25 protein-coding genes are annotated in these 24,043 nt (G+C 70.6%); 9 read left to right on the top strand and 16 right to left on the bottom strand.

The window, feature by feature from the left end:
- Positions 1–23: 23 nt before the first annotated feature.
- The gene (locus tag J2Z79_RS03920) at positions 24–725 is read left to right on the top strand and encodes a BON domain-containing protein (RefSeq protein WP_209465552.1); all 702 of its coding nucleotides are present in this window, start codon (positions 24–26) and stop codon (positions 723–725) included.
- 110 nt (positions 726–835) lie between these two features.
- A complete protein-coding gene (locus tag J2Z79_RS03915) occupies positions 836–1,537 on the top strand; it encodes a helix-hairpin-helix domain-containing protein (protein WP_209465551.1) in 702 nt (233 codons plus the stop codon).
- Positions 1,538–1,627: 90 nt separating this feature from the next.
- On the opposite strand, the gene J2Z79_RS03910 is transcribed toward J2Z79_RS03915, so the two are convergent.
- From J2Z79_RS03910 to J2Z79_RS03895, 4 genes are all read right to left on the bottom strand, one after another.
- A complete protein-coding gene (locus tag J2Z79_RS03910) occupies positions 1,628–1,954 on the bottom strand; it encodes an AzlD domain-containing protein (RefSeq protein WP_209465586.1) in 327 nt (108 codons plus the stop codon).
- On the bottom strand, positions 1,954–2,658 hold the full coding sequence (locus J2Z79_RS03905; RefSeq protein WP_209465550.1) for an AzlC family ABC transporter permease: 705 nt from the start codon (positions 2,656–2,658) through the stop codon (positions 1,954–1,956). The genes J2Z79_RS03910 and J2Z79_RS03905 overlap by 1 nt, the downstream gene beginning before the upstream one ends.
- A 236-nt stretch (positions 2,659–2,894) precedes the next feature.
- Positions 2,895–3,734, bottom strand: a complete 840-nt coding sequence (locus J2Z79_RS03900) for a deoxyribonuclease IV (RefSeq protein ID WP_209465549.1) — start codon at positions 3,732–3,734, stop codon at positions 2,895–2,897.
- Positions 3,735–3,904: 170 nt separating this feature from the next.
- A complete protein-coding gene (locus J2Z79_RS03895) occupies positions 3,905–4,666 on the bottom strand; it encodes an RDD family protein (protein ID WP_209465548.1) in 762 nt (253 codons plus the stop codon).
- A 28-nt stretch (positions 4,667–4,694) separates the two neighbouring features.
- Here J2Z79_RS03895 and J2Z79_RS03890 point away from each other — a divergent pair, with 28 nt between their 5' ends.
- On the top strand, positions 4,695–5,708 hold the full coding sequence (locus J2Z79_RS03890) for a stage II sporulation protein M (RefSeq protein ID WP_209465547.1): 1,014 nt from the start codon (positions 4,695–4,697) through the stop codon (positions 5,706–5,708).
- Here the strand turns inward: J2Z79_RS03890 and J2Z79_RS03885 are convergent.
- The 10 genes from J2Z79_RS03885 to J2Z79_RS03840 all read right to left on the bottom strand — a co-directional run bounded on the left by J2Z79_RS03885 (position 5,686) and on the right by J2Z79_RS03840 (position 15,324).
- Positions 5,686–6,999, bottom strand: a complete 1,314-nt coding sequence (locus J2Z79_RS03885) for a DUF58 domain-containing protein (RefSeq protein WP_209465546.1) — start codon at positions 6,997–6,999, stop codon at positions 5,686–5,688. The two genes, J2Z79_RS03890 and J2Z79_RS03885, sit on opposite strands and share 23 nt — an antisense overlap.
- Positions 6,999–7,955 carry an AAA family ATPase gene (locus tag J2Z79_RS03880; protein WP_209465545.1) on the bottom strand — a complete coding sequence of 319 codons (957 nt, stop codon included), beginning with the start codon at positions 7,953–7,955 and terminating at the stop codon, positions 6,999–7,001. Before J2Z79_RS03880 ends, J2Z79_RS03885 begins: the two co-directional genes overlap by 1 nt.
- A complete protein-coding gene (locus J2Z79_RS03875) occupies positions 7,933–9,093 on the bottom strand; it encodes a DUF4350 domain-containing protein (RefSeq protein ID WP_209465544.1) in 1,161 nt (386 codons plus the stop codon). Before J2Z79_RS03875 ends, J2Z79_RS03880 begins: the two co-directional genes overlap by 23 nt.
- Positions 9,018–10,037: a DUF4129 domain-containing protein gene (locus J2Z79_RS03870; protein WP_209465543.1), complete on the bottom strand. Its 1,020-nt coding sequence runs from the start codon at positions 10,035–10,037 to the stop codon at positions 9,018–9,020. Before J2Z79_RS03870 ends, J2Z79_RS03875 begins: the two co-directional genes overlap by 76 nt.
- Positions 10,034–10,963, bottom strand: coding sequence for a DUF7847 domain-containing protein (locus tag J2Z79_RS03865; protein ID WP_209465542.1), 930 nt, complete (start codon positions 10,961–10,963; stop codon positions 10,034–10,036). Before J2Z79_RS03865 ends, J2Z79_RS03870 begins: the two co-directional genes overlap by 4 nt.
- Before the next feature lie 175 nt (positions 10,964–11,138).
- Positions 11,139–12,248, bottom strand: coding sequence for a polyamine ABC transporter substrate-binding protein (locus J2Z79_RS03860; RefSeq protein ID WP_209465541.1), 1,110 nt, complete (start codon positions 12,246–12,248; stop codon positions 11,139–11,141).
- A 24-nt stretch (positions 12,249–12,272) separates the two neighbouring features.
- On the bottom strand, positions 12,273–13,046 hold the full coding sequence (locus J2Z79_RS03855) for an ABC transporter permease (protein WP_209465540.1): 774 nt from the start codon (positions 13,044–13,046) through the stop codon (positions 12,273–12,275).
- Positions 13,043–13,894, bottom strand: a complete 852-nt coding sequence (locus J2Z79_RS03850; RefSeq protein ID WP_245302053.1) for an ABC transporter permease — start codon at positions 13,892–13,894, stop codon at positions 13,043–13,045. Before J2Z79_RS03850 ends, J2Z79_RS03855 begins: the two co-directional genes overlap by 4 nt.
- The gene (locus J2Z79_RS03845) at positions 13,891–14,919 is read right to left on the bottom strand and encodes an ABC transporter ATP-binding protein (RefSeq protein ID WP_374711479.1); all 1,029 of its coding nucleotides are present in this window, start codon (positions 14,917–14,919) and stop codon (positions 13,891–13,893) included. Before J2Z79_RS03845 ends, J2Z79_RS03850 begins: the two co-directional genes overlap by 4 nt.
- A gap of 219 nt (positions 14,920–15,138) precedes the next feature.
- A complete protein-coding gene (locus tag J2Z79_RS03840) occupies positions 15,139–15,324 on the bottom strand; it encodes a hypothetical protein (protein ID WP_209465538.1) in 186 nt (61 codons plus the stop codon).
- A gap of 296 nt (positions 15,325–15,620) precedes the next feature.
- Between J2Z79_RS03840 and J2Z79_RS03835 the strand changes: the two genes are divergently transcribed.
- Positions 15,621–18,089: a DNA internalization-related competence protein ComEC/Rec2 gene (locus J2Z79_RS03835; protein WP_209465537.1), complete on the top strand. Its 2,469-nt coding sequence runs from the start codon at positions 15,621–15,623 to the stop codon at positions 18,087–18,089.
- Positions 18,090–18,140: 51 nt separating this feature from the next.
- Here the strand turns inward: J2Z79_RS03835 and J2Z79_RS03830 are convergent, their stop codons facing one another.
- Positions 18,141–19,760 carry a hypothetical protein gene (locus J2Z79_RS03830; RefSeq protein ID WP_209465536.1) on the bottom strand — a complete coding sequence of 540 codons (1,620 nt, stop codon included), beginning with the start codon at positions 19,758–19,760 and terminating at the stop codon, positions 18,141–18,143.
- Between the two features lie 126 nt (positions 19,761–19,886).
- Here J2Z79_RS03830 and holA point away from each other — a divergent pair, with 126 nt between their 5' ends.
- On the top strand, positions 19,887–20,954 hold the full coding sequence (gene holA / locus J2Z79_RS03825) for a DNA polymerase III subunit delta (RefSeq protein ID WP_209465535.1): 1,068 nt from the start codon (positions 19,887–19,889) through the stop codon (positions 20,952–20,954).
- A 73-nt stretch (positions 20,955–21,027) separates the two neighbouring features.
- On the opposite strand, the gene rpsT is transcribed toward holA, so the two are convergent.
- Complete coding sequence (rpsT, locus tag J2Z79_RS03820; RefSeq protein WP_209465534.1) at positions 21,028–21,288, bottom strand: 30S ribosomal protein S20; 261 nt, start codon at positions 21,286–21,288, stop codon at positions 21,028–21,030.
- 125 nt (positions 21,289–21,413) lie between these two features.
- On the opposite strand from rpsT, the gene J2Z79_RS03815 reads away from it, so the two are divergent.
- The 4 genes from J2Z79_RS03815 (at position 21,414) to greA (ending at position 24,038) form a co-directional block, all read left to right on the top strand.
- Positions 21,414–21,743 carry a phage holin family protein gene (locus J2Z79_RS03815; RefSeq protein ID WP_209465533.1) on the top strand — a complete coding sequence of 110 codons (330 nt, stop codon included), beginning with the start codon at positions 21,414–21,416 and terminating at the stop codon, positions 21,741–21,743.
- A 145-nt stretch (positions 21,744–21,888) separates the two neighbouring features.
- On the top strand, positions 21,889–23,064 hold the full coding sequence (locus J2Z79_RS03810) for a glycosyl hydrolase family 18 protein (RefSeq protein WP_209465532.1): 1,176 nt from the start codon (positions 21,889–21,891) through the stop codon (positions 23,062–23,064).
- 90 nt (positions 23,065–23,154) lie between these two features.
- Entirely contained in the window at positions 23,155–23,403 is a 249-nt protein-coding gene (locus J2Z79_RS03805; RefSeq protein ID WP_209465531.1) for a hypothetical protein, read from the top strand.
- A 152-nt stretch (positions 23,404–23,555) separates the two neighbouring features.
- Complete coding sequence (gene greA / locus J2Z79_RS03800) at positions 23,556–24,038, top strand: transcription elongation factor GreA (RefSeq protein ID WP_209465530.1); 483 nt, start codon at positions 23,556–23,558, stop codon at positions 24,036–24,038.
- The last annotated feature ends 5 nt before the right edge of the window (positions 24,039–24,043 follow it).

Below are 24,043 nucleotides of genomic sequence, written 5' to 3'. Positions count from 1 at the left end.
CGTCCCTGGGGAGGAGAATGCGAATGCCTGAGCGCACGTTCAACCACGATGAGTACCTGGTGAAGGAGATCAAGGACGCCCTTCTGGCCCAGACCGACTCGGCGGGCATCGACGTCAAGGTGTCGGCCGCGGACGGCGAGGTGCGGCTCACGGGCGTGGTCGACGCCCTCTCGCATAAGACCGCCGCGGAGGAGATCGTGCGGAAGATCCCCGGCGTCCGACGGGTCGCGAACGACATCACCGTCGCCCACGAGGAGACCCTCGGCGACCGGGACGACCGGGACCTGGAGGGTGCCGTCACGGCCAGGCTGGCCGAGGTGCCCGAGTACCGCCGCATCGGGGCCCGGGTGGAGAAGGGCGTCGTCACCCTGATGGGCGAGGCGGACAGCTACGGCGACGTGGAGAAGGCCGCCCGGCTGGCAGAGTCGGTCCCCGGGGTGCGGGAGGTCCGGTCGGAGCGGGTGAAGGTGGGCGTCGGCAAGGAGGAGGACGACGCGGACGTCTCCCGGGCTGCCCTCCGCCTCCTGGAGCGGATGGGCTACGACCCGGGCAGGTTCCAGGTCTACTGCGCCGACGGCGTGCTCCACGTGAAGGGCATCGTGCGCACCCGGGAGGACCGGAGCCGCATCAAGACGGCGATGCACGACATCCGCGGCGCGGCGAAGGTGGAGGCCCTGCTCGTCACGGAAGACGAGATGCTGCCCGAGGACCGCGAGGTGCATTAGCGTAGCGCTTCAACAGACCCCCGCCGGTCAGCGCGACCGGCAGGGGCCTGTAAGCCATTGGCAGGAAAATTATGGGTGTCCGGCGAAGTGCCTGACCGGGGGTGAAGGGGATGGGTTCGATCATCCAGTTCACACCGGCGATGCGGATGGCGATCGCCGCGCTCCTCGCGCTCTGCGTCGCCGGGCTCGCCTGGCGGGGATACACCTTGTACCAGGCGGATCAGCGCGCCCTGAAGGCCGCGGCCTTCCTCGCGGAGCTGGAGAGCGGGGCGCTTGCAGCTCCCGACGGCGCGTCCGCACCGGGTGGAGCGGAGGCGCCGCCCGTTGGGCCGCCGGCGCGCCAAGTGGTCGTCCACGTGGAGGGCGGGGTCAACGCGCCCGGCGTCTACACGCTGCCCGAGGGTTCCCGGGTGCACGATGCGATCGTCGCGGCCGGCGGCCCCCTGCCCGACGCGGTGCCCGGCGTGCTCAACCTCGCCGCACCGCTGGTGGACGGGGCCAAGATCTACGTCTACCGGCAGGCCGACCTGGAGCCCGCCGCCCCGCCGCCGCCTCGGGCGCAGGGGGCCACCTACCAGCCCGTGGCGACGACGCTCGAGGGGAGCGGTGCGGGCGGCCAGGCGCTGGTCAACATCAACACCGCCTCCCAGGCCGAGCTGGAGAGCGTGCCCGGCATCGGTCCGGCGACGGCGCGGGCGATCATCGCCTATCGCACCGAGCACGGGCCCTTCCGGCGGGTGGACGACCTGATCAACGTGTCGGGCATCGGCCAGAAGACGCTGGAGAAGCTGCGGCCGTACCTGACCAACTGAGCCCGGGGCGGTGTGAGGCGGGAAGTCTGCGACCACGTCAGCGGCCAGCCGGCACCGGCTTTACACTTCCCACAGCCGCCGACGCACTGCTCACGCCAGATACCGCAGCAGCGCCATGGCGGCGATTCCGACGACCACTGTCCCCATGAGGCTCCGCGTCCAGATCGCCACCGCAAACGCAGGCAGCGCAGCCAGCAGGGCGGGGTTGGCGGGCGGCGGCGCCAGTCGCTGGCCGTCCAGCAGCAGGCCCTGCGCCAGCAGGGCCGAGAGAACCGCCGCCGGGATGAACTCCAGCCACCGGAGCAGGAGAGGCGGCATCTTGAACCGGCTCAGGACCACGATGGGCAGCATGCGGGGCAGGTAGGTGACCAGGGCCATACCCATAAACAGCAGCAGCACCTCGGTGCGCACCGTCATCACCGGATCATCACCCCCACCGTGGCGGCGACGACCGTCGCGACGATCACGCCCCAGCTGGGCTCGCCCAGGAGACCCATCGCCACCGCGATGACCGCCGCCACCAGGGCCGCGATCTGGCGGCTGCCGGCGCCCTCGCCCCGCAGGTGGGGCACCAGCAGGCCGATGAACATGGCCGAGAGCGCGAAGTCGAGCCCCAGGGCCTCCTGGTTGGTCGCGATCCCGCCGGCCAGCGCACCCGCCATCGAGGCGGCGATCCAGCTGGCCTGGGACGTCACGTGCAGCCCGGCGACGAAGGCGGGCCCGATGGGCCGGCCCCGCAGCAGGGAGGCGTTCACGGCGAAGGTCTCGTCGGTGATGCCGTAGGAGAGGAGGGCGTTGACCGCCGGGCGGTTCTGCCGGAACGAGGGCAGCAGCGCGGTGCTGAGCAGGAGGTGCCGCAGGTTGACCAGGAAGGTCGTGGAGACGATGGCTGGGAAGGCCGCACCGGCGGCGAACATCTCGGCGCCGATGAACTGGGAGGACCCGGCGTAGACGAGCAGCGACATCAGCCCCACCTCGGCGACTGAGAAGCCGGCGGTTTTTGCCAGCACGCCGAAGGCGAAACCGATGGGCAGGTAGCCGAGGACGATCGGCAGCGCGGCCCTGCTGCCCGCGGGGAACGTCTCCGGCGGGAGGCTGGGCAGCACTTGCGGAGCGGACATTGCGGGACACCTCCAGGGGACGTTGTAGCCTCTACTATTAGACTTTAAAGTGTAGAAATCCTACCGGAGAAACCCCACTTGGTGGCAGATGCCACCCAGGATGGCTCCCGCGCAGAACGAGACAACCCCCGCGGGGCGGATGCCCCGTGGGGGTTGTCATACTCCTGCGACAGCGGTCACCTGCGTGCCGGCAGGAGGGCCGCCGGCCGGGAGGCATAACGGGGCTCCCGGCAGCATCATGCGTCCCGCTGCAGCAGCGACCGGGCGTACGCAATCTCCGGGCCGTACTCGGCCTCGTCCTTGACCGGCGTCTCCAGTACCACCGGCAGCCCGTCGAACGCCCCGGAGCGCAGGAGCGCCGCGATGCCGGCCTCGCCGATGAAGCCCTTGCCCAGGTTGGCGTGCCGGTCCTTGCGGCTGCCGTGCTCGAACTTGGAATCGTTCAGGTGCACCGCCTTGAGCAACTCCCAGTAGCCGATCTCCCGGGCGTGCGCCACGAACGCCTCCCACTCCTCTGGCAGGTAGACGCCCGCCGCAAAGGCGTGGCAGGTGTCGAAGCAGAAGGCGATGCGCTCCGGCTGCTCCACCCGGCTGCGCACCTCCATGAGCTGCTCCAGGTGGGTGCCCAGCTCGGATCCCTGCCCCGCCGTGTTCTCCAGGAGGAGCAGGCAGGGGCCGGTGTACGCCTCCAGCAGGCGGTTGATCGTCTCCACCATGCGGGACATGCCGTACGCCTCGCCCTCGCCCACGTGCTTGCCCATGTGGCAGACGCAGCCGACGGCGCCGAAGGCCTCGGCGTTCTCCAGGTCCTGCTTCAGCGAGGCAATCGAGATCGCCTGCAGCTCCGGGTCCGGCGTGGAGAGGTTGGTGATGTAAGGCGCGTGGGCTACCGCTACCAGCCCGTACTCCGCCATCAGGGCGCGGCCTCGGGCCGCGGCCTCGGGATCGGCGGCCTTGCCCTGGAACGCCCGCGGGTTCTTCGTAAAGAACTGGAACGACTCGCAGCCCAGCTTGTGGGCGTTCTCCACCGCCTGGGGGAACCCCTTGCTGATGCTGATATGGCAGCCAAGCTTCAACTGACTTCACCTCAAAGTTTAGTATACCTCTCCCTGAGCCTGTCGCGGCAGGTCAATGTGCACGCGTTGAGGACCTGCGAGCTGCGTCATCGGGCAACCCGGCGACAACCTTCGTTGCCCGCACGCAGAGGACCTGTCAACAGCGCCCTCCAGGAAACAGGCGACGACGGTCAGTGCGCCCGCACGTAGAGGACCTCCTCGATGAAATCGTCCGGGTACGGCGGCAGCGGGTCCGTCCAGCTCATCCGGGCCGCCAGCCCCTCCGCGACCTTGGCCGCCACCCGGGCCCGGGAAGGGCCGTCCAGCTGCAGCCGGCGCTGCCAGTAGCCCCTGGCGGGCAGCAGATCCTCCTCCCTGAGCCGCAGCACGTGCTCCCGCAGCCGGGTCAGGTCCGTCACCGGCGTGTGGGAGAGCCTGTCAGGCACCACGGGGAGCTCCGCCGGGCGGTCGCGCACCACCACCGTGCCCGCGGCCAGGTCGCCCAGGCGCTGCCGCCGGCGGGTGGCGAGCACGCAGATCGAACCGATCAGGTAGTAGCCGGGCAGGTAGTCGATGATCCGCAGCAGGTTGCGGATGACCACCTGCAGGAAGGTGACCGGCATGCCGTTGGCCTGAACCACGCGGATGCCCACGGCGCGTTTGCCGAGCGTCTGGCCGTTCCACAGGGCCTCAAGGAGCAGCTTGTACAGAAAGAACAGGAGTGCGACGGCCACGAGCAGAATAGCCAGTACAAAGTTGATCGTCGCAAAGGCGGTCGCCTCTTCGAAGATGGCCGCGATGGAGAACGACGGCAGCGTCACCAACATCAGCGCGAAGATCACGCCGTACTGGACCAGGGCGTCGATCAGGGCCGCCAGAAAGCGGCTGCCGAGGCCCGCCGGCTCCAGGGACAGGTCGACGCTCTCTGGCGTGTCGATGCGGATCGGATCCATGTGATCACCTCGGGAGGGCTGTCTCTCAGTGAACCAGGACCAGTTTGTGGCCCGCAGGCAGGACGCCTGGAAGGAGCTGGCCGGGATTCTGGCCGCCGTACAGAAGCAGGGTGCAAGGCGGCTTCCGCTGGAGCAGGTGGAGCGGCTGGGCCGGCTGTACCGGCACGCCGCGTCCGACCTCGCCTACGCCCGCACGTACTTTCCGGGCAGCCAGGTCGAGGCCCACCTGAACCAGCTGGTCACGCAGGCGCACAGCATCATCTACGCGGAGGAGCCGCAGCGGCTGCGCTCCCTGTGGCGGCTGTTCGCCCACACCGTCCCCGCCACCGTGCGCGGCGCCTGGCGGCCGCTGCTCCTCGCCGCGGGGCTCATGGCGCTGGGCGGGCTGGTGGGCTTTCTCGCGATTCTCTACGACCCCAATCTGGCCGACGCCCTGGTGCCGCCGGAACTGCGCTTCTACGAGGCCGCGCCGCGCGGCGGCGAGATCTGGCCGGTGGAGGCCCGCGCCCTGATCGGGTCGTACATCCTGGTCAACAACGTACGAGTGGGCCTGCTGGCGTTCGGCCTGGGCGTCACCCTCGGCGTCGGCACCGCACTGGTGCTCGCCTATAACGGGCTGATCGTCGGCGCTCTGGCCGCGCACTTCCACCAGGCCGGGCTCTCCTTCTCCTTCTGGGCGCTGATCCTGCCCCACGGCGCCCTGGAGCTGATGGCGATCTTCCTCACCGGTGCGGCGGGGTTCTGCCTGGGCTGGCCCCTCGTCGCCCCCGGCGACCTCACCCGGGGGGCCGCCTTCGCGGCCGGCGCCCGGCGGGCAGCCATCCTGGTGCTGAGCTCGCTGCCCTTCTTCCTGGTGGCCGCGGCCGTCGAGGGCTTCATCACCCCCATGGCGAGCCTCCCGGAATGGGGCAAGTACGGCGTGGCCGCGGTGACCTTCGCCCTGGGCATCGCCTACTGGCTGCTGCCCGGGCGGCGCCCAGAGCAGCCGGGCGAGGGCCGCGCGCAGGAGGCCGCCGGCCTTACAGGCGACCCTGCTCCTTGATCTGCAGGTACCGGTTGACCACCGCCGTCGAGAAGGACTCCGGCGGCACGTCGATCACCATCACGCCACTGCGCTGCAGCCTGGCCCGGGTCTCGGCCCGTTGTGCCAGCACCTCCAGCGCGGTGGCTTTCTCGTATGCCTGACGGGAATCGGCGGGCAGGCAGCGGCTGAGGGAGAGCACCGCCGGGTCGGTCAGCGTGACCACCAGGACCAGGTGGCGGGAGGCCATGGCCGAGAGGTGGGCGATGAGCCCCTGGTTGATCTCCGGGTCCATCAGGTCGGTGAAGAGCACCACCAGTGACCGCCTGCGGTGCCTGGCCCGGAACCAGCCGAACATCCGGCCGTAGTCGGGCTCCACCTGCTCCGGTGCAACGTCGTAAATGGCCTCCAGCATGGCCATCACGTGGCCCCTGCCCTTGCGGGGCGGCACGAAGGTCTTCACCTTGCCGCCAAACAGCATCAGGCCCACCTGGTCGCCGCGCTCCGCGGCCACCGTCGCCAGCAGGAGCGCCGCGTTCAGGGCGTGGTCCAGCCGGGAGAGGCCCTTGATCTGCGGGATCATCAGCCGGCCCGCGTCGATGAGCAGCATGATGGGCTGCGAGCGGTCGGCCTGGTAGAGGTTGGTCACCAGGCCGCCGCGCCGGGCGGAGGCCGGCCAGTTGATCGCCCGGAACTCGTCCCCCTCCTGGTATTCCCTGAGCGACTCAAACTCGGTGCCCGTCCCCCGAAGCCGGGCCCGTTTCAGCCCCTCCAGCTGCCTTCCTTTGCGCATGGAGACCTCGAACTGCCTGACGGCCCGCAGGTTGGGGTAGACCCGCGCCTCGTCCGTCAGCGGCCAGGTGATGGTCTGACGCCAAAGGCCCAGCGGGGAGCGGTAGCGCCCGTGCAGCGGACCGATGGCGTACCGGCCGCGCCGCCGCGGCCTCACCCGGTAGGTCGCCTCGGTCCAGGCCCCGGGCTGCAGCTTGACGGTCGGCCACTTCGCCGCCGGCTCCAGGCGAATGGGCAGGTCGTCCCGCACCTCCAGCTGCACCGGCGCGCCCAGGCAGCGGAAGGCCAGGCCAATGGCGCCCGCCTCCCCCAGCGAGAGCGGCCCGTCGACCCGGCGCTCCGCCTCGATCTGGTGGCGCGAGGCGGCCAGGTCGGCCAGCGCCGCCGCCGCCAGCAGGCCGGCCAGCACCAGGCTGAGCCAGAGCATCCCCGGGAACAGGGAGGGGAGCGCCGTCAGGGCGAGGAGGAGGGGCAGGAGGGGCGTCGGGCTGAACCGGCGTATGACCCGCCGGGCTGCCATCAGCGCGGGACCGGCAGGGACTGGAGGATCTGCTCCAGCACCTGGTCGGCCTGCACCCCCTCGACCTCGGCCTCGGGCCGGAGGATGACCCGGTGGCGCAGGACGGGCCGCGCCATCTCCTTCACGTCGTCGGGCACCACGTAGTCACGCCCCCGCAGCAGGGCCAGCGACTGAGAGCTGACGAGCAGGGCCACCGCGCCCCGGGGGCTGGCGCCCACCGACAGGCTTGACCACTCGCGGGTCGCCCGCACGACGGCGTTGATGTAGTCCAGCACGCCGGCCTCCACCGTGACCCGGCGGTGCGCGGTGCGCAGGTTGAGGAGCCCCTCTGCGTCCAGCACCTGCGCGATGCCCGCCTGCTCCAGCTCCTGCGCCCGGAAGCCCCGGTAGTGGTTCTCCAGAATGGCCCGCTCCTCGTCCTGAGCGGGGTAGTCGATGCGAACCTTCATCAGGAAGCGGTCCAGCTGCGCCTCGGGCAGCGGGTAGGTGCCCTCGTACTCGATGGGGTTCTGCGTGGCGATGACCATGAACGGCCGGGGCAGGGGGTGGGGCTGCCCGTCCAGGGTCACCTGCTGCTCCTCCATCGCCTCCAGCAGGGCGGACTGCGTCTTGGGCGGCGTGCGGTTGATCTCGTCGGCCAGCAGCAGGTTGGTGAAGACGGGGCCCCGCTTCACCTCGAAGGTCAGGTCCTTCGGGTTGAAGACGGTGGTGCCGATCACGTCGGCGGGCATGAGGTCGGGCGTGAACTGGATGCGCCTGAAGCCGATACCCAGCACCTGGGCGAGGCTGCGCACCATCAGGGTCTTGGCCAGGCCCGGGACGCCCTCGATCAGCACGTGCCCCCCTGCGAGCAGGGCCACCAGGATCTGCTCGATCACCTGCTCCTGGCCGACGATCACCTTGCGCAGCTCGGTCTCAATGCGCCGCAGGGTCTCAACGGTCGCGGTGTCCGGCATGGTCGATTCTCCTTTGCAGGTTCTCCACGTCCCGGGCCAGGGCGATCAGCTCGGCCTCGGAGGGTTTCAGGTTCGAATCCGCCGTCCGGTTCAGCAGCCGCTCGATCTCCGCCTCGGCGGCCCCGCAGCGGGGGGCCGCCCGGCGCGCGATCTCGGCGTGGGAGAGGTCCGCCACGCCGCCCGTCAGCCGGCCGAGGTGGGCCCGGAGCGAGCGGTAGAGGGCCCGCAGCACCACCTCCCCGGCGCCTGCCCGCCGGTAGAGCTGGCTCATGGAGTGTACGTACTCCACCGCCGCCCGGGGCGGCCGGACGGGCGCGGGCAGCGGCGAGCCGAAGCGGACGCCGAAGGACCAGAAGAAGAGCGTCAGGGCTGCGGCCATAAGCAGTGCGAAGGCCCTCAGCGACTCCCGCAGAAGCTGCCACCAGTGGGTGGGTGAGGTGTAGCCGTGGTGGTACTCGTCGAACGCCACCTGGCCACCGCCCCGGGGCATCAGGGTCTGCAGCGCCAGCTCCAGGTTCTGGGCCTCGCCGATGCGGGCGTTGCTCAGCCAGGCGGTGTCGGCCGACCAGAAGAGGCGGCCCTCCCCGACCCGCCAGGAGACCAGCACCGGCCGCCCGCCCGCATCCTTCAGGTGGACCAGCTGATCCGCGGACCCGCCCCGGAAGTGGGCGCCCCCCACCGAGACCTCCCGGATGCCGGCGGTGGCGGGGTGGGCGGCTGCGGGCCGGGCGCTGCCGGGGACTCCGGGGTCGATCGTGCCCGGCCAGGGTGCCGGCGGGTTGGTCAGATCTCCCCCCACCAGGGCAGCGTGTCCCCGCGCCACCCACCGCTCCAGCGCCTCCACCTCTTCGGGCCTCAGGCCTTCCACGTTCCAGATCACCAGCCGGTCCACGTCGTCGTCCAACCGGTCCAGCGGCAGTTTCCAGCGCAGGGCTGCGCGCTGGTCGGCGAAGACGGCGTAGATGGCGGAAAGCCCGTCAGGGCTCCGCGAGTAGGTGGAGCCGGCGGGAGCCATGGCCGAGCGGGCCTGGCTGCCGCCGCCCAGCAGCGTGCCCACGAAGATCAGTGCGATGAGGCCGGCGATGACCGGCCAGGCGTCGCGTCCTGGCTTCTTGATGCGGCATCCCCCTCTCGCCATAGCTGCATCACCAGGGACTCGGCCTGCCCGTACTCGGCAGCACGCGCCGGGTGTCCGGCGTAGAGGCACTCCTCCACCAGGTCGTGCAGGCGCCGCAGCGCCGGCAGCAGGGAGGGTCCGCGGCTCCGGAGCTGCAGTTCGTGCTCCCGGTTGGTCTGGGCCGGCCGGTAGCTGATGAGGTCCAGGTGGTCGAGGTGGAGCAGCAGGGCGAGGTGGGCGAGCCGGATCCCCTCCAGGTACTCGCCCCGCCCGGCTGCGGCCTGCGCCTGCTGCAGCAGCTCGGCGGGCTGCGGCGGCCGTGCGGAAGCGGTCCCTCTCCCACCGACCCACACCCCCTCGCGGCCCGCGCCGTGGCCGGTGAGCGCACGGTAGAGGCCGATGCCCGCCCAGGTGAGCGCGAGGGCGCCGACTGCCCCGCCGACCCAGTAGGCCCAGACCGGGAAGGACGCGGGCTCGGCCCGGTCGATCCCGCGCAGGAACAGTCTGAGGAACCAGTTGCGCGCCCGCTGCAGCAGCGACTGGCTTGCGACCTGGGCGAGGGCGCGGTCCAGGCTGGCGCGGGCGCCCGGCGCCTCCACTGCGTCTGCTGCAACGAGCTCCTCGGCCGCGCGCAGGTGCGCCTCCAGCACCTCCCTGGCGCTACCCAGCGCCGTGGGATCGGCCGCGGCCTCCCGCAGCGCCTCCTGCAGGTCGGAGAGGTCAGCCCGGACCTCCCCGGCCGGGCTGACCACCTGATCGATGCCCGTCAGCCGTTGGCCGGCGGAGCGCACCGCCATCCGGGCAGCGGCCTCGTCCCCCCGGGCCAGCGACGCCTCGGCCTCGCCGAGCAGCCCCTCGGCGGCCTGCAGCTGCTCCAGGTATGCCGTGGCCGGGACTGCCGCCGCCGCGATCGGCGCTGCCGGGAGCGAGAGGAGGAGCAGGAGGAGGGCGAGGGCGCGCCTCATGGCCGGAACTCGGCGGGATCGGCCGCCACCGCCTGCTGCGCGGCCATGACCTCCAGGTCGTAACCCTCTGTCCGGATCCGGGTGTCGAAGTAGACCAGCGTGAGGCCGACCGCCATGAAGGGGGTGATGATGGCGCCTACCAGTCCCTCCATCAGGCTGGTCAGCGCGAAGGGAACGAAAGACTCGGTGGCCGCCGCCGCGATGCCCGCGACGAAGCTGAAGGGAAAGGCCACGATATACGAAACGACCGTGCTCAGCAGGTAGTAGACGATGCCGGTGCCGAGCAGCGGCCAGAAGCGCGTCTTGACCAGCGAGAACGACCGCTTGAGGGCGCCCGCAGGGCCCAGCTGTTCGATGATCACCGCGTGACCGGTGAAGACGGTAAACGTCGCCAGCGCCACCAGGCCCAGCGGCAGCGTGATCCAGGAGAGCACCACCAGGCCGGCCAGGATCAGCGCGGGGATCGCGCCGATCCAGAGCAGGGCCAGGAGCACGTAGGCGCCCAGCATGGGCCAGTACCGGACCGCCCCGACCCGGAACGACTCGCTCAGGGGGACCGGCTCCATGTGGAGCACGGCACGCGCCGACACGTCGATCAGCGCGCCCTGGTAGAGCGGGAAGAGGAGCAGCAGCACGATGACGAAGACCGCCACCCCCCAGCCCAGCGCGATCAGGCCGGAGTAGTCCCCCCATTCGGCCGCAGCCAGCATGCGGATCAGGGGGTTGTCGAAGGAGCCCGCCGCGAGGTCGGGGGAGAGCCAGAGCATGAGGATCGACATCAGCAGTCCCGGGATGGCGGCGATCAGTCCCACCGGCAGCAGCGAGCGCCACGACCGGCCGAAGACCTTGAAGTTCTGGTCCAGGATCTGGCCCAGGTCCCGGGGCTTCAGGACGGCGTCCGGCGCAGCCGGTGTCTGGGTTGACATTTCGTGACCTCCTCGCTAGTACTGAACAATCTAAATTACATTCGGACCACGTCCGGCGTGATCCTGCCACTTGAAGGACGCATCCTTCGGCCCTGGGCGTTCGTCGCAGGGCCGGAAACGGCCCCTGGGGGCAGCAATGCAGGACGGGGAGCGGCTATCCGCTCCCCGTCGGGCGCTATCCCTTGACTTCAGTCCAGATCTGGTCGTACAGCTGGTTCATCTCGTCGCCCAGGTCGTCCAGCGACTCGGCCTTCTTCAGCCACTCGGCCGGCGGGTTGATGGCCGTGTTGGCGAGGTCCTCCGCGGGGATGTACGGCATGGCCGCCTTGTTGGGGTTGCCGTAGGGGTACTCCGCGGAGATGCGGGCGCTGACCAGCGGGTCGAGCAGGAAGTTGATGAAGACCTCGGCGGTGTACTTGTGCGGCGCGTCCTTGGGGATCGCCACGTGGTCGATCCAGATGGTCACACCCTCGGGCGGGATGATCCACTGGAAGTCCTCTTTCTCCCGCATCACCAGGGCCGCCTCGCCGCTCCAGACCACGCCGCCCCAGACCTCGCCGCCCAGCAGAAGGTCCTTGGGGCTGTCGCTGTTGAAGGCCCGTACGTTGGGCTTCAGCGCCTTCAGCTTCTCCTTGGCCGCCTCGAGGGCCGCCGGGTCGGTGGTGTTCAGCCCGTGGCCCATCGTGCGGAGGGCGATGCCCACCATCTCCCGGGCGTCGTCGGGCACGACCAGCTTGCCGGCGAAGTCCGGGTTCCACAGGTCATCCCACGACTGGATCTGGTCGGGGCTGATGCGCTCCTTGTTGACGACGATACCCGTCGTCCCCCACACATAGGGCACCGAGTAGTCGTTGTTCGGATCGTGCTCGAGCCCCCGGAAGCGCGGATCGATGTTCTTGAGGTTCGGCACGTTGGCGTGGTCGATCTCCTCGAGCAGCCCCTCGCGCCGCAGGACCTTCACCATGTAGATCTCGGGGATGATGATGTCGTAGCCCGAGGCTCCGGCCTTCAGCTTGGCGTGCATCTCCTCGTTGCTGGAGTACGCATCGTAGTTGACCCGCACGCCGTAGAGATCCTCGAACTCGCTGATCACCGACTGGGGCAGGTACTCGGTCCAGGTGAAGACGTTCAACTCGGACGAAAGCCGGCTCATGTCCACGCTCGGATCCCGCTCCGGCTTCGGCAGGTCCGAGGCCATGCTGGTGCCTCCTCCGGAGGAGCACCCCGACAGCGCTGCGGTCACCAGCATCAGAGCGGCGACCGCAAGCCCCACACGCTTGCGCATTCCACTCATCCTCCCACTTTGACGTTAGATCCGGTTCTGTGTCAGCCGCAGGTACAGGGTGGTCGCGATGCCCGTCACCAGCACAAGCACGGTGGACAGGGCGTTGACCTCGGGTGTCAGGCCGGTCTTCATCATCCCGTACACGCGCAGAGGCAGGGTGGTCGACCCGGGGCCTGCGGTGAAGAAGGAGAGGATGAAGTCGTCCAGAGACAGCGTGAACGAGAGCAGCACGGAGGCCAGGATGCCCGGCGCCAGCAGGGGCAGCGTGACGTGCCAGAGCGTCTGCCACGGCGTGGCGCCCAGGTCGCAGGCGGCCTCCTCCAGGCGCTGGTCCATGTCGGCCAGCCGGGCCCGCAGCACCAGAACGACGTAGGAGATCGACGTGCCCACATGGGCGGCCAGCATCGTGCCCAGCCCGAGCCCGATGCCCAGGGCGGTGAAGAGCACGAGCGCCCCCACGCCCAGCACGATGTCGGGGAGTACCAGGGGGAGGTAGAGAAGCCCCTCCACCCAGAGCCGGCCGCGGATCTGCCGCCGGTGCAGGGAGAGGGCGGCGGCCGTGCCCAGCGCGGTGGAGATGAGCGCCGTGGCGGTGGCGATGATCAGGCTGTTCTGCACCGCCTCCCAGAGGAGGCGGTTGTGGAAGAGCCGCACGTACCAGTCCAGCGTGAAGCCCTTCCAGACGGCGCTCGTGCGGGAGCTGTTAAAGGAGAGGACGATGAGGATGAAGATCGGCAGGTAGAGAAACCCGTAGACCAGCCATGCGTGGAGCTTCAGCCAGTCGCGCTTCCCCTTCACCGCTTCACCTCCCCGCCGTCCAGCCGCCCGGCCCGCTGCACCAGCAGCGCGACCACCAGGACGACCCCGGTGAGGGCCAGGGCGACCGCCGCGCCGAAGGGCCAGTTACGGGCCTGCAGGAACTGGTTCTGGATGAGGTTGCCCACCATGACCGATCGGGCGCCGCCCATCAGGTCGGGGACGAGGTACATGCCGAAGGCGGAGATGAAGACCATCATGCAGCCCACGAGGACGCCGGGGCGCGACAGCGGCCAGGTGACGTGCCAGAACGCGGCGAACGGGCTCGCCCCGAGGTCCTGGGCTGCGGAGAGCAGCCGCTCGTCCAGCTTCTCCAGGTTGGCGTAGAGCGGCAGGATGAGGAGGGGCAGCAGGGTGTAGACCAGGCCCACCTGCACCGCCGCCTCGTTGTAGAGGAGGGAGAGGGGTTCACGGATGAGCCCGGTGGCGGTGAGGATGGAGTTGATGACGCCCTGCGCCCGCATCAGCACCATGAGCGCGTAGGTGCGCACCAGGAAGTTCGTCCAGAAGGGGATCACGACCAGGAGCAGCAGCCTGCCCCGCTTCTGCAGCGGGCTCCGGGCGATGTAGTAGGCCAGCGGGTACCCAAGCAGGAGCGAGAAGAACGTGGCCAGGGCCGCCTGGAGGATGGAGCGGATGAAGATACGCAGGTAGAGCGGGTCGACCAGGCGTGCGTAGTGCTGAAGCGTGATACCCTGGGGCCACGGGGAATCGGGCGCGATCCGTGCGGCGAGGCTGTAGATCAGCATGAGCGCCAGCGGCGCGGCCACGAGGGCCGTCAGCCAGAGCACCGTCGGGGCCAGCGCGGCCCATCCGCCCCGCCTGGTCATGGCGCCACCACCACGCAGTGCTCGGCGCTGAAGCAGAGTTCGACCTGATCGCCGAGGTCGGGACCAGGTCCCGCCGGCAGCAGCGCCGCGAGCCGCCGTCCTGCCACCTCCACCACGAGCCGCGTTCCCGTGCCGACGAAGAGCCGCTCCGCCACGATGCCGTGCAGCCGGTTCTCCGCAGGGCCGACCGGGGCTGCCGACCCCGGCCAGCGCACCCGCACCTGCTCAGGTCGGAGCGCCACGGTCGTGCGCCCGGGCTGCAGGTGACGGTCCACGGCCAGGTGGTAGTCGCCCCAGCGAAGCCGGCCGGAGGCGGCACCCTCGCCCTCCAGCAGGTTGGCCTCGCCCAGGAACTGGGCGACGAACCTGGTGGCCGGGCGGAGGTAGACCTCCTCCGGCGTCCCCACCTGCTCCACCCGGCCGCCCCGCATCACGGCGATGCGGTCGGACATGGCCAGCGCCTCCTCCTGGTCGTGGGTCACGTAGAGGAAGGTGGCCCCGAGGCGGCGCTGGAGCTGGCGCAGCTCGACCTGCATCGCCCGCCGGAGCTGCAGGTCCAGGGCCCCGAGCGGCTCGTCCAGCAGCAGCACCTTCGGCTCCATCACCAGGGCGCGCGCGAGGGCGACCCGCTGCTGCTGACCCCCGGAGAGCTCCTGGGGCCGGCGGTTGCCGAGGTCCCCCAGCCGCACCAGCTCCAGCGCCTGTGCGACGCGCCGGCGGATCTCGGCCGCGGGAAGGCGCTGCATGCGCAGGCCGAACGCAACATTATCGAACACGGTCATGTGCGGAAAGAGCGCGTAGTGCTGAAAGACCGTGTTAACAGGTCTTTTGTAAGCCGGGAGTCCCTGTACCGGTCTGCCCGCCAGCCAGATCTCGCCGGAGGTGGGCTCTTCGAAGCCCGCCAGCAGCCTGAGGGTCGTCGTCTTCCCGCAGCCGCTGGGACCGAGAAGCGTAAGGAACTCGCCCGGACGAATCGTCAGGTTAAGGTCGTTGAGGGCTTCGGTCGAATCGAAGGTCTTCGACACGCCCCGAAACTCAACCATGTTGTTCGTGGCGATCTCACGCCTTTCTCTCCAAGATTTTGGGCGTGTTCTCTCTGCTCACGCGGGCTGCGGGCAGAGACCACACGCCAGCCATGTTCATTCGACCCCCGGGGGCATGTTCCTTCAATGTGGAGCCGCAAACGCGAAAAATAAATAGCCACCCATTTATGTCGGGTGGCTGACTGTCGGGGGTACCGTCTGCTAGTGCGTGTGGATGACCCGGAGGCAGGCCCGGCTGCGCGCCCGCCGCCGCGGCTCCGGCCGACGCTGCGGCCGCGGCGCGGGAGACGGATCGGGCAGGCCGATGTACTGCGCGATGATGAAGGCGACCGCCATGATGAGAAGGCAGATCAGGGCGTGGGTTTCGGGGGTTACCTGAAAGAGCATGTCATCCCCTCCTCTCGCCGGTGCACCGGTTGAGTGCGGCGCTTCAGTGCGGCTGCTGCAGCACGCCACCATAGTTCGTGAAATATCGAACAAAGACCGGCGAGCTACTGCTTTCAGCTTCATTCTACCGTGGCGCCCGCTGCCCGACCATGGACCAAACGCCTCATTCGGGCACGCAACCGGAGGGGGATCCCGGGACCCGCCCCTCCTGCTGCGGGAGTAGGACCGCCGCCCGACGGAAGGGAACCTGGAAGAGGTGGCGAAGACTTACAAAAACTGGTTAAGGGGGGCTGGCCGTGCAGTCTCGTCCCGCGGTGTGGGTCGCGGCGGCTCTCGCGGTGGGCATCACAGCGGCGGGATGGCTCCGCCCGCATCCCGCGCTCTGCCTCGCTGCGCTCGCCCCGCTGGTGGGAGGGTTGCTGGCCGGGCGCCGCAGCGCGGCACTGCTGCTGGCTGCCCTTGCCGCGTTCGGTGCCCTGCGTTGCGCGTACGTCCAGACCGCCGGCAGGGGCAACCTGTCCGCGTGGGAGGGGCAGCAGGTAAGCCTGGTGGGCACGGTGGTGAGCGAGCCCGAACTGCGCCCGTCCGGCGGCGCGGCCTACGTCGTGGCGGCCGAGGCTGTGGGCGGGCACCCCGCCCGGGGGCGGGTGCGCATCACCCAGCGGTATGGGCAGCAGCCCGCCTTTGGCGAGCGGATCGCCGTCTCGGGCCGCCTCGCGCCGCCGCTGGGGCCGCGGCACCCCGGCGGCTTCGATGAGGCGGCCTACCTGGCCCGTCAGTCCGTCTACCTGGTGATGGAGAGCGGCCCGCCTGAGCGCCTCGGCCCCGGGGCGCTGGATCCCTTCCGGCGCGCGGCGGTGGCGGTCCGGCTGCGCCTGGAGGGCGTGCTGCGTCAAGCGCTGCCCGAGCGGGAGGCGGCGCTGATGGCCGGCCTCCTCTTCGGCAGCCGGTCCGACCTGCCCGACGACGTCTCGGCGGCCTTCCGGGCCACCGGCGTCTTCCACCTGCTGGCGGTGAGCGGCGGCAACGTCGCCCTGCTCGTCGTGCCGCTGCTCTGGCTGCTCCGGCGGGCCGGGCTGGGGCGGGCCGCGGCGTCGGCGCTCGTCATCCCCGCCGTTCTCTTCTTCGTCTTCCTCACCGGCGCCAGTCCGTCCGTGCTGCGCGCCGGCCTGATGGCCATCCTCGTCCTGGCCGGCGACGTGCTCGGGCGCGAGCGGGATGCGCTCAACACCCTCGGCGCGGCCGCGGCGCTGCTCCTGGTGCTGCTGCCCGGGCTCCTCTTCGACCTGGGCTTCCAGCTCTCGGTGGCCGCGACGCTGGGCATTCTGTTGCTCGCGGGGCCGATCCAGCGCTGGCTGGCGCTCCGCCTGGCGCGGGGGTTGCCCGAGGGCCCCGCCCGCCTGCTGGCCGAAGGGCTCTCGGTCACCCTCGCTGCGCAGGCCCTGGTGGAGCCCCTGAGCCTTCACGCCTTCGGGGTCATATCCCCTGTGGCCCCGCTGGCCAACCTGCTGGTGGTGCCCTTCGTGGGCCTGCTGGTCCCCTTCGGCCTGGCTGCCGTGACCGCGGGGCTGGTCCTGCCGCCGGCGGTCTGGCTGCTGGGGCTGGTGGGCCGGTGGGCCCTCGCCGTGCTCGTCTACGGGGTGAAGGCGCTCGGCAGCCTGCCGCTGGCCCAGGTCGCCGTTGGCCACCTGCCGCCGGGCGGCGTGCTGCTCTGGTACGGCGCGGTGCTGCTGGCCGCGTCGCCGGCGCTGCGCCGGGCCCTGACCGGGCGGCTGGAGGCCCTCTGGCGGCGCCTCCGCGCGGCACCCGCCGGTGTCTGTGCGGCGGGCGCGCTCACCCTGCTGGCGGCGCTGGGCGCCGGCCTCTCCTGGCGGCTGGCGCTGGCCGGTCCCCCGGACCGGCTCCAGCTGGTCTTCCTGGACGTCGGGCAGGGCGACGCCATTCTGGTGCGGGGGCCGGACGGAACGGCCGCCCTGGTGGACGCAGGGGTGGCGTACGAGGGGCGTTCGGGCAGCGGGTTCGACGCGGGCGCCGAGGTCGTGGTGCCTTACCTGCGGCGGGCCGGGGTACGGCGGCTGGAGTATCTCGTACTCACGCACCCGGACGTCGACCACGTGGGCGGGGCGGAGGCCGTGCTCCGCCGCGTCCCCGTGGGCCAGGTGCGGGTGAGCACGGCCGCGGCCCCGGAGCCGTCCTACGCCAGGGCGCTGGCGGCCGCGGCGGAGCTGGGCGTTCCGGTCCGTCAGGCGCGCGAGGGCGACGTGCTCCCGCTGGGGGAGGGCGTGTGGCTGCAGGTGCTCGGTCCGCCGGAGGTGCCCCTCTCGGGCAGCAGGTCCGACGACAACGCGAACTGCGTGGCCGTCCGGGTCGTCTACCGCCGTGTTGCCGCCCTTCTGGCCTGCGACCTGGAAGCAGATGCCGAGGCGCGGTTGGTGGACCGGGGGTACGACCTGTCGGCCGATGTGCTCAAGGTCGCCCACCACGGCTCCCGCTTCTCGACGACCGAGCGCTTCCTGCGCGCCGTCTCCCCCCGGGTGGCGGTGGTCTCCGCCGGGCGGGGGAACCCCTTCGGCCACCCGCACGGCGAGGTGCTGGAGCGGCTGCGGGCGGCAGGCGCCGAGGTGTGGCGGACCGACCAGCACGGCACGGTGACGCTCTGGTCGGACGGGTTCCGGGTCTGGGCGGAGGGCACCGCGGGCCGGCCGGGAGACGCGGAGCGCCGGCCCCCGGGTCTCCGGGGCCGGCGCTGGTTGGGGGCGTGGTGACGAGGTCTGTGCCGGATCGCCGGTCGATGGCGCCGTGGGCTGACCTGCCGGTCAGCGGCGATCGGCCGGCTTGCGGCGGTGCCGGTCCGCCCGGCGGATTGCCCTGAGGCGGACCACCTTGTCGGCGTTGATCTCGGGGTCGCCCACCTCCCTGGGCGGCCAGCGGTGGCGGGCGAACCGGGCGGCCCGGACCGCAGTCCAGGCCCAGACGGGGCCGAGCCCGCCGATGACCACGACCTGCAGGGCGGCGATGAAGAACGCGGCCCATAGCCCGAACGGCGGCAGCGCCACCGGAAAGGACCACCCGGTCAGGAGGACGAGGGCGCCCGCGGGCAGGGCGTTCAGGGCGACGAGGCCCAGGGCCGCGTGGAGCCCCCCGGCCGCGAGGTAGCGGGACTGGCGGTACTCCCGCCGCGACAGGACGAAGCCGGCCGTGACCGCGGCAAGCAGCGACGCAACGGCGGAGGCGGCGCCGAACAGGTAGGCCCACTCCGCCCACGAGCGGCCCGCCAGCGATCCCCGGACGATGTGGCCGCCACCCAGGGCGAGGAAGAGGAGGGTGAAGAGGGCGGCGTAGACCAGGTGCGCCCGGAAGGCCGCGCCGCCCGGGCGGCTCCGGTAGAGCAACAGCAGGTAGAGCAGGAGGATCAGGAGCCCGGGCCCCAGGTAGGGCAGCCGCGCCTTGGCGCCCGCCGTGAGCCAGGCCTCGCGGGCGTCCGAGACGAGCCGCTCCAGGGTCGCCAGGTAGTCCTCGGCCTCGATGGCGGTGGCGGGTGCCGGCGGCACCTCCGCCGGGGCGCCGTATGCGGCCGCGGCTGCGGCCGCCCAGGCGCGCCGGGACTCCAGGTGGACCTGCATCACCGCGTCCAGCGGGCGGCCCTCGACGGCCAGGGCGCTGAGGATGGGCCTGCCCTGCGCCGCCACCGGCGTCGGCAGGCCGGTCAGTGCGGCCACCGTCGGGGCGAAGTCGTAGAGGCTGGCGTCGCCTCCCGCCCCGGCGAGCACGCCGCTGCCGGCCAGCACGAGCGGAAGCGGCGAGGGCACGCCGGCGGCGGCGTCAGCGGTGCCGAGCAGGACCACGGCGGTGTCCCGCCAGTCGATCAGGTCGAACAGGGCGACCAGGCGCGCATCGAGCCCGGCCAGCGCGGCCTCGGTCCGTCCGCCCGCCAGCTCCCCGGCCTCGACGATCACCAGCCGGGGTCCCCCGGGACCCAGCAGTTCAGCCAGCTCCGGGTCGGCGAGCCCCCGGGCCCTGCCAGCCGGCACCTGGCCGCGGGCGGCGGCCTGCAGCAGGTCGTCGGTGGCCGGCGACGCCTCGGCGTCGCCGGCCAGCAGGCCGTGGTGCGTCGGCGGCGCGCCGGTCAGCAGGCTGGCCAACAGCGGCGCCCGTCCGCCGAACCCCGTGGACGCCAACCGGTAGCCTGCGCCCCGGCGGCGCAGCCAGTCCACCGCCGGCAGCCGGTGCGCATCCTCGATGCGGAGGCCGTCAATGATGAAGAGCACGACCCGGTCGGCCAGCGGGGCAGAGCCGGCAGCCGGCCGCTCGGCGACGGCGGTGGCCGGCCGGAAGCCGGACAGCAGGGCGGCGCCCTCGACCGCGGCGCGCCAGGCGCCGTAGGCCGCACCGAGGAGCAGGACGATGAGCAGCAGTACGGCTGGACCGCGCCGCACGCGATCGCCTCCTTGTGGACAGCAGGTGCTCATAGATTCCATCCGCGGCCATGGTGCTCCTGCAGGGAGGGCGGCGCGCGATCCCGAATCCCTGCAGTCAGACGATGCTGAGGGAGTGGCGGTGCGTTGCATTACCATGAAGCGCTGACCGAGATCGGCCAGGGCCGGATCCGGCCGGTCTACCTCGTTCACGGGGGCGAGCCGTTCCTCATCGAGGAGGTGCACCGCGCCCTGCGCGCTGCCGTGGTGCGGCCCGAGTCGGCGGACTTCAATTACCACGTGCTGGAGCCCGGCCCGGACCAGATCGCCCAGGCCCTGAGCCTGGCGGAGACGCAGCCCTTCTTTGCCGAGCGCCGCCTCGTCGTGGTGAAGGACTGCCCGGCGATCGTGCCGCGCCGGAAGGGCGGCGCCGAGAAGGAGGCGCCTCCCGGGGTCGGAGAGGGGTCGCCCGACGAGGCGGAGCCGTCGGGCGGCGGCGACGGCGCGCTGCTGCACTACCTGAAGGCGCCCGTGCCCTCCACCGTCCTGCTCTTCACCGCCGGCGCCGTGGATGCCCGGCGGAAGGTGACGAAGGCGCTCGCCGCAGCCGGGGCGGTCGTGGAGTGCCGGCCGCTCAAGCCCGAGGACGCGGTGATGTGGGTCCAGAACCGCGCCCAGTCCCGGGGGAAGCACCTGAACACGCGGGCGGCCGGCCTGCTGGTCGAGCGCGTCGGCACCGACCTGCGGCTGCTGGACGGCGAACTGGAGAAGCTCGTGCTCTACGCGGGCAAGGCCCGAGAGATCCAGGCGCGCGACGTGGAGCGCATGGTGGCCAACATGGCCGAGACGGAGATCTTCCGCCTGACCGACGCGGTGCTGCACAGGGACCGCGCGCGGGCGATCGCCCTGCTCGACAGGCTGCTGCGCCAGGTGGACCACCCGCTCCAGCTGCTCGTCGCCATCACCAACCGCTTCCGGCAGGTGCTCCTGGTCAAGGCGCTGGAGGACCGCGGACTCAACCGGCGCGACGCGGCCGCGCAGGCGCACATGCACCCGTACGCGTACGGCAAGCTGGCGGACCACGCGCGGGCCGTGCCGCGGAGCCAGGTTCACCGGGCGCTGGAGCGGCTGCTGGAGGCCGACCTGGCGATGAAGTCCGGGTTCGACCCGCGGCTGACGCTGGAGACCGTGGTCGTCGAGCTCATGGGCGAGTGAGGCGCGGAAACGAAGGAGCCCCAACCGCAGCAGATGCGGTTGGGGCCTCTTGCGCGTGTGTACGTCTGATCGTTCAGCCGTTGGCTACCGCGGCCAGCTTCTTGGCGAGACGCGCCTTCTTGCGGGCGGCGGTGTTCTTGTGGATGACACCCTTCGTGGCGGCCCGGTCGAGCGCGGAGAAGGCCTGGTTCAGCAGGGCCTGCGCGTTCTCAGTGCCAACAGCCTCCCGGTACTTGCGAATTGCCGTCCGGAGGCTGGACTTGACCATCTTATTGCGCAGCGTACGCTTCGCGGCGATCAGGGCACGCTTCTTCGCAGACTTCGTGTTAGCCAATTCCTCACCTCCAACGTGGGTATTCTACCACGCGACTTACTGGTACGCAAGGGAGATCCCGCCGTGAATAACCGATTTGTCGCGTGCCCAGACTACTGGGCAGGGAAAAGGAGGTGAACCGGGCTGTGCTGGGTGCAATTGTGCGCTTCGTCATATCGGCGCTGGTGCTGATGGTGGTGAGCTGGCTGACGCCGGGCTTTCAGGTGAACGGCTTCTGGGGAGCGCTCTTCTCCTCGCTGGTCATCGCTGCCCTCGGCTGGGTTGCACAGGCGCTGCTGGGTCGGGGGGCGTCGCCCGCCGGACGGGGAGTGGCAGGGTTTATCTCCGCTGCGGTGATCATCTACCTGACCGGCTGGCTCTTCCCAGGGTGGTTGGGCGTCACCTGGTGGGGTGCGCTGATCGCCGCGTTCATCATCGGGCTCGCCGACGCCTTCGTCCCCACGCAACTGCGCTGATCAGGCCTGTTCCCGCGGGCAGCCCCCCTTGCCAGTCTGCAGGGGGGCTCATTCCATGCCCGAACCTTTCCCGGGTTGGCGTCGTCCTAACAGCGAACGGCCCATGGTTCGCTCCGCGGGCCGAAATGCGCTGGGGTGATGCCGATTGTCAATTCCGGAGGCCGGGAAACAGATCGCGACGCCGCCCCCCAGGCCCCGACAGCGCACCGGCGGCCTGCTGCTCGCGACCGTACTGGTCGGCGTGGCCACCGGCGTGGGCGGGTTCGTCCTGGGGCAGCGAACGGCCCCGCACTCCCCCTTCGACCCGCTGTGGCTGCGGGCATACCTGAACCGGCCGCTGGACACCTCGGCGCCGGGGGATGGATTCTGGATCACCGGGTACTATGTGGATTACGACGCCGATTCGCTGGAGTCCGTGCGGCTGAACGCGCCGCACATGGACCAGGTGGTGATCTTCGGCTACGGGTTCGACTGGGAGGGCAACGCCGTCGGGAAGGACCCCGAGCTGATCCGCGGCGTCACCGGCCAGCAGAAGCGCGTCCTGCTGTTCGGCAACTTCAGCGACGCCGGCTTCGACCCCGACCTGGCGCACCGGATCCTCACCGACCCGCGGGTGCAGGAGCGGGCGATCAGCGCCATGCTGGCCGAGGCCGACCGGCTGGGCGTGGCGGGGATCCAGATCGACTTCGAGAACATCCCCGCCGAGGACCGCGAGGCCTACACCGAGTTTCTCCGGCGGCTGAAGGGGCGGCTTGAGCCGCTGGGGCTCACGCTCTCGGTGGCCGCCGCCGCCAAGACGTCCGACACCACGACGGGCTGGGGCGGCGCAACGGACTACGAGGCCGTCGGCCAGATCGTCGACCAGTTCTACATCATGGCCTACGACGAGCACTGGATTGGCGGCGAGCCCGGCCCCGTCGCCTCCCTCGGCTGGGTGGAGCGGGTGGTCCGCTACGCCGTGGGGGTCATGCCGTCGCAGAAGATCGTGCTGGGCGTGCCGCTTTACGGCTACGAGTGGTCGCTGGACCCGGAGATGGGGACGGAGACCAACGCGGCCTACGGCCCCGGCCGCATGGCCCAGCGCGCCGCCGACTTCGGCGGAGAGGTGCAGTGGGATCCGGTCGTTGGGGAGAATAAGGTAGTGTTCGAGTCGGACGAGGGACCGCGCATCGCCTGGTTTCCTGACGAGCGGAGCCTGGATGCGAAACTCCGCCTCGCCTACCAGTATAATCTGAAGGGGATCGCCGTCTGGCGGCTCGGGCTCGAGCCCGAGGAGTGGTGGCCCCGCCTGGGCGCCTTCCGCCTCAACCCGGAGAAGTAGCGGTCGCGGCCCGCACCTGTACCGGGCTGCCTTGCTGTGGTACGCTATTGCCATGATTCTGTCTGCCCAGGGGGGAGGGACCCGCTTCCGATGAATCTGCAGGAGGTTGCCACGGAACTGGCGCGGCGGATGAACTGCACGGTCGAGCCCGGACCTGACGATGCCGAGTCAGTCACCGTGAGGGGGCCCGGGTATCACTTCGTCGTCTCTGGCTTCTTCGGCGGATGGCAGGCGACCCTGTTCGTGCCGGACCAGAAGCCGGTCACCTACTACGGCGAGGCTGTGGAGGCGCTGGAGTTCCGGCTCAAGGGAAGGCTGTCCGGCCGTCCTGTCGACTAGAACAGCTAGAACAGATAAATCGCTTGATTCTGGTCCACGCCGGAGGTACAATAGCACCCGATACCAGCGGGCAAAAGGTCTGCTTGGGTCTTCTTTTTTGCCCCGGTCGTCCGGAGGGGCGGCAATCTGGTGTATCGTGAGGAGAATGGCAGATGGAAGATAACAAGCCCGTTGTGTTGTCGCCGGAAGGTCTGCAGAAGCTCCAGGAGGAGCTGGACTACCTGCGCAACGTCAAGCGGAAAGAGGTGGCGGAGCGGCTGAAGGAGGCCCGTTCGTACGGCGACCTCTCCGAGAACTCCGAGTACGACGATGCCCGCAACGAGCAGGCATTTGTCGAGGGGCGCATCACGATGCTGGAGAACATGCTCCGCAACGCGGTGGTGCTCGACGAGGAGGAGGCCGGCGCTGCGGCGGGCACCGTGAGGCTCGGCTCCACGGTGGTGCTGAAGGACCTGGAGTACGGGGACGTGGTGGAGTACACCATCGTGGGCACCGTGGAGGCGGACCCGGGCAAGAACAAGATCTCCAACGAGTCCCCCGTCGGCCGGGCCATCATGGGCAGGACCAAGGGCGAGGTCGTGGAAGTCGAGGCGCCCATCGGGAACATCAAGTTCGAGATCCTGGACGTGAAGTAGATACT

This window comes from Symbiobacterium terraclitae (assembly GCF_017874315.1).
GTDB lineage: Bacteria > Bacillota > Sulfobacillia > Symbiobacteriales > Symbiobacteriaceae > Symbiobacterium > Symbiobacterium terraclitae.
Note: the sequence above shows the minus strand (reverse complement) of the source record. Positions and strands in the feature narration are given on the sequence as shown.

Excerpts from the sequence above, each read along its gene's own strand:
- J2Z79_RS03865 (WP_209465542.1), bottom strand. The coding sequence starts at position 10,963 with ATGTCAACCCAGACACCGGCTGCGCCGGACGCCGTCCTGAAGCCCCGG.
- J2Z79_RS03850 (WP_245302053.1), bottom strand. The coding sequence starts at position 13,894 with ATGACCAGGCGGGGCGGATGGGCCGCGCTGGCCCCGACGGTGCTCTGG.
- J2Z79_RS03870 (WP_209465543.1), bottom strand. The coding sequence starts at position 10,037 with ATGAGGCGCGCCCTCGCCCTCCTCCTGCTCCTCCTCTCGCTCCCGGCA.
- J2Z79_RS03910 (WP_209465586.1), bottom strand. The coding sequence starts at position 1,954 with ATGACGGTGCGCACCGAGGTGCTGCTGCTGTTTATGGGTATGGCCCTG.
- greA (WP_209465530.1), top strand. The coding sequence starts at position 23,556 with ATGGAAGATAACAAGCCCGTTGTGTTGTCGCCGGAAGGTCTGCAGAAG.
- J2Z79_RS03920 (WP_209465552.1), top strand. The coding sequence starts at position 24 with ATGCCTGAGCGCACGTTCAACCACGATGAGTACCTGGTGAAGGAGATC.
- J2Z79_RS03840 (WP_209465538.1), bottom strand. The coding sequence starts at position 15,324 with ATGCTCTTTCAGGTAACCCCCGAAACCCACGCCCTGATCTGCCTTCTC.
- J2Z79_RS03915 (WP_209465551.1), top strand. The coding sequence starts at position 836 with ATGGGTTCGATCATCCAGTTCACACCGGCGATGCGGATGGCGATCGCC.
- J2Z79_RS03905 (WP_209465550.1), bottom strand. The coding sequence starts at position 2,658 with ATGTCCGCTCCGCAAGTGCTGCCCAGCCTCCCGCCGGAGACGTTCCCC.
- J2Z79_RS03860 (WP_209465541.1), bottom strand. The coding sequence starts at position 12,248 with ATGCGCAAGCGTGTGGGGCTTGCGGTCGCCGCTCTGATGCTGGTGACC.
- J2Z79_RS03885 (WP_209465546.1), bottom strand. The coding sequence starts at position 6,999 with ATGGCAGCCCGGCGGGTCATACGCCGGTTCAGCCCGACGCCCCTCCTG.
- J2Z79_RS03875 (WP_209465544.1), bottom strand. The coding sequence starts at position 9,093 with ATGGCGAGAGGGGGATGCCGCATCAAGAAGCCAGGACGCGACGCCTGG.
- J2Z79_RS03880 (WP_209465545.1), bottom strand. The coding sequence starts at position 7,955 with ATGCCGGACACCGCGACCGTTGAGACCCTGCGGCGCATTGAGACCGAG.
- J2Z79_RS03895 (WP_209465548.1), bottom strand. The coding sequence starts at position 4,666 with ATGGATCCGATCCGCATCGACACGCCAGAGAGCGTCGACCTGTCCCTG.
- J2Z79_RS03805 (WP_209465531.1), top strand. The coding sequence starts at position 23,155 with ATGAATCTGCAGGAGGTTGCCACGGAACTGGCGCGGCGGATGAACTGC.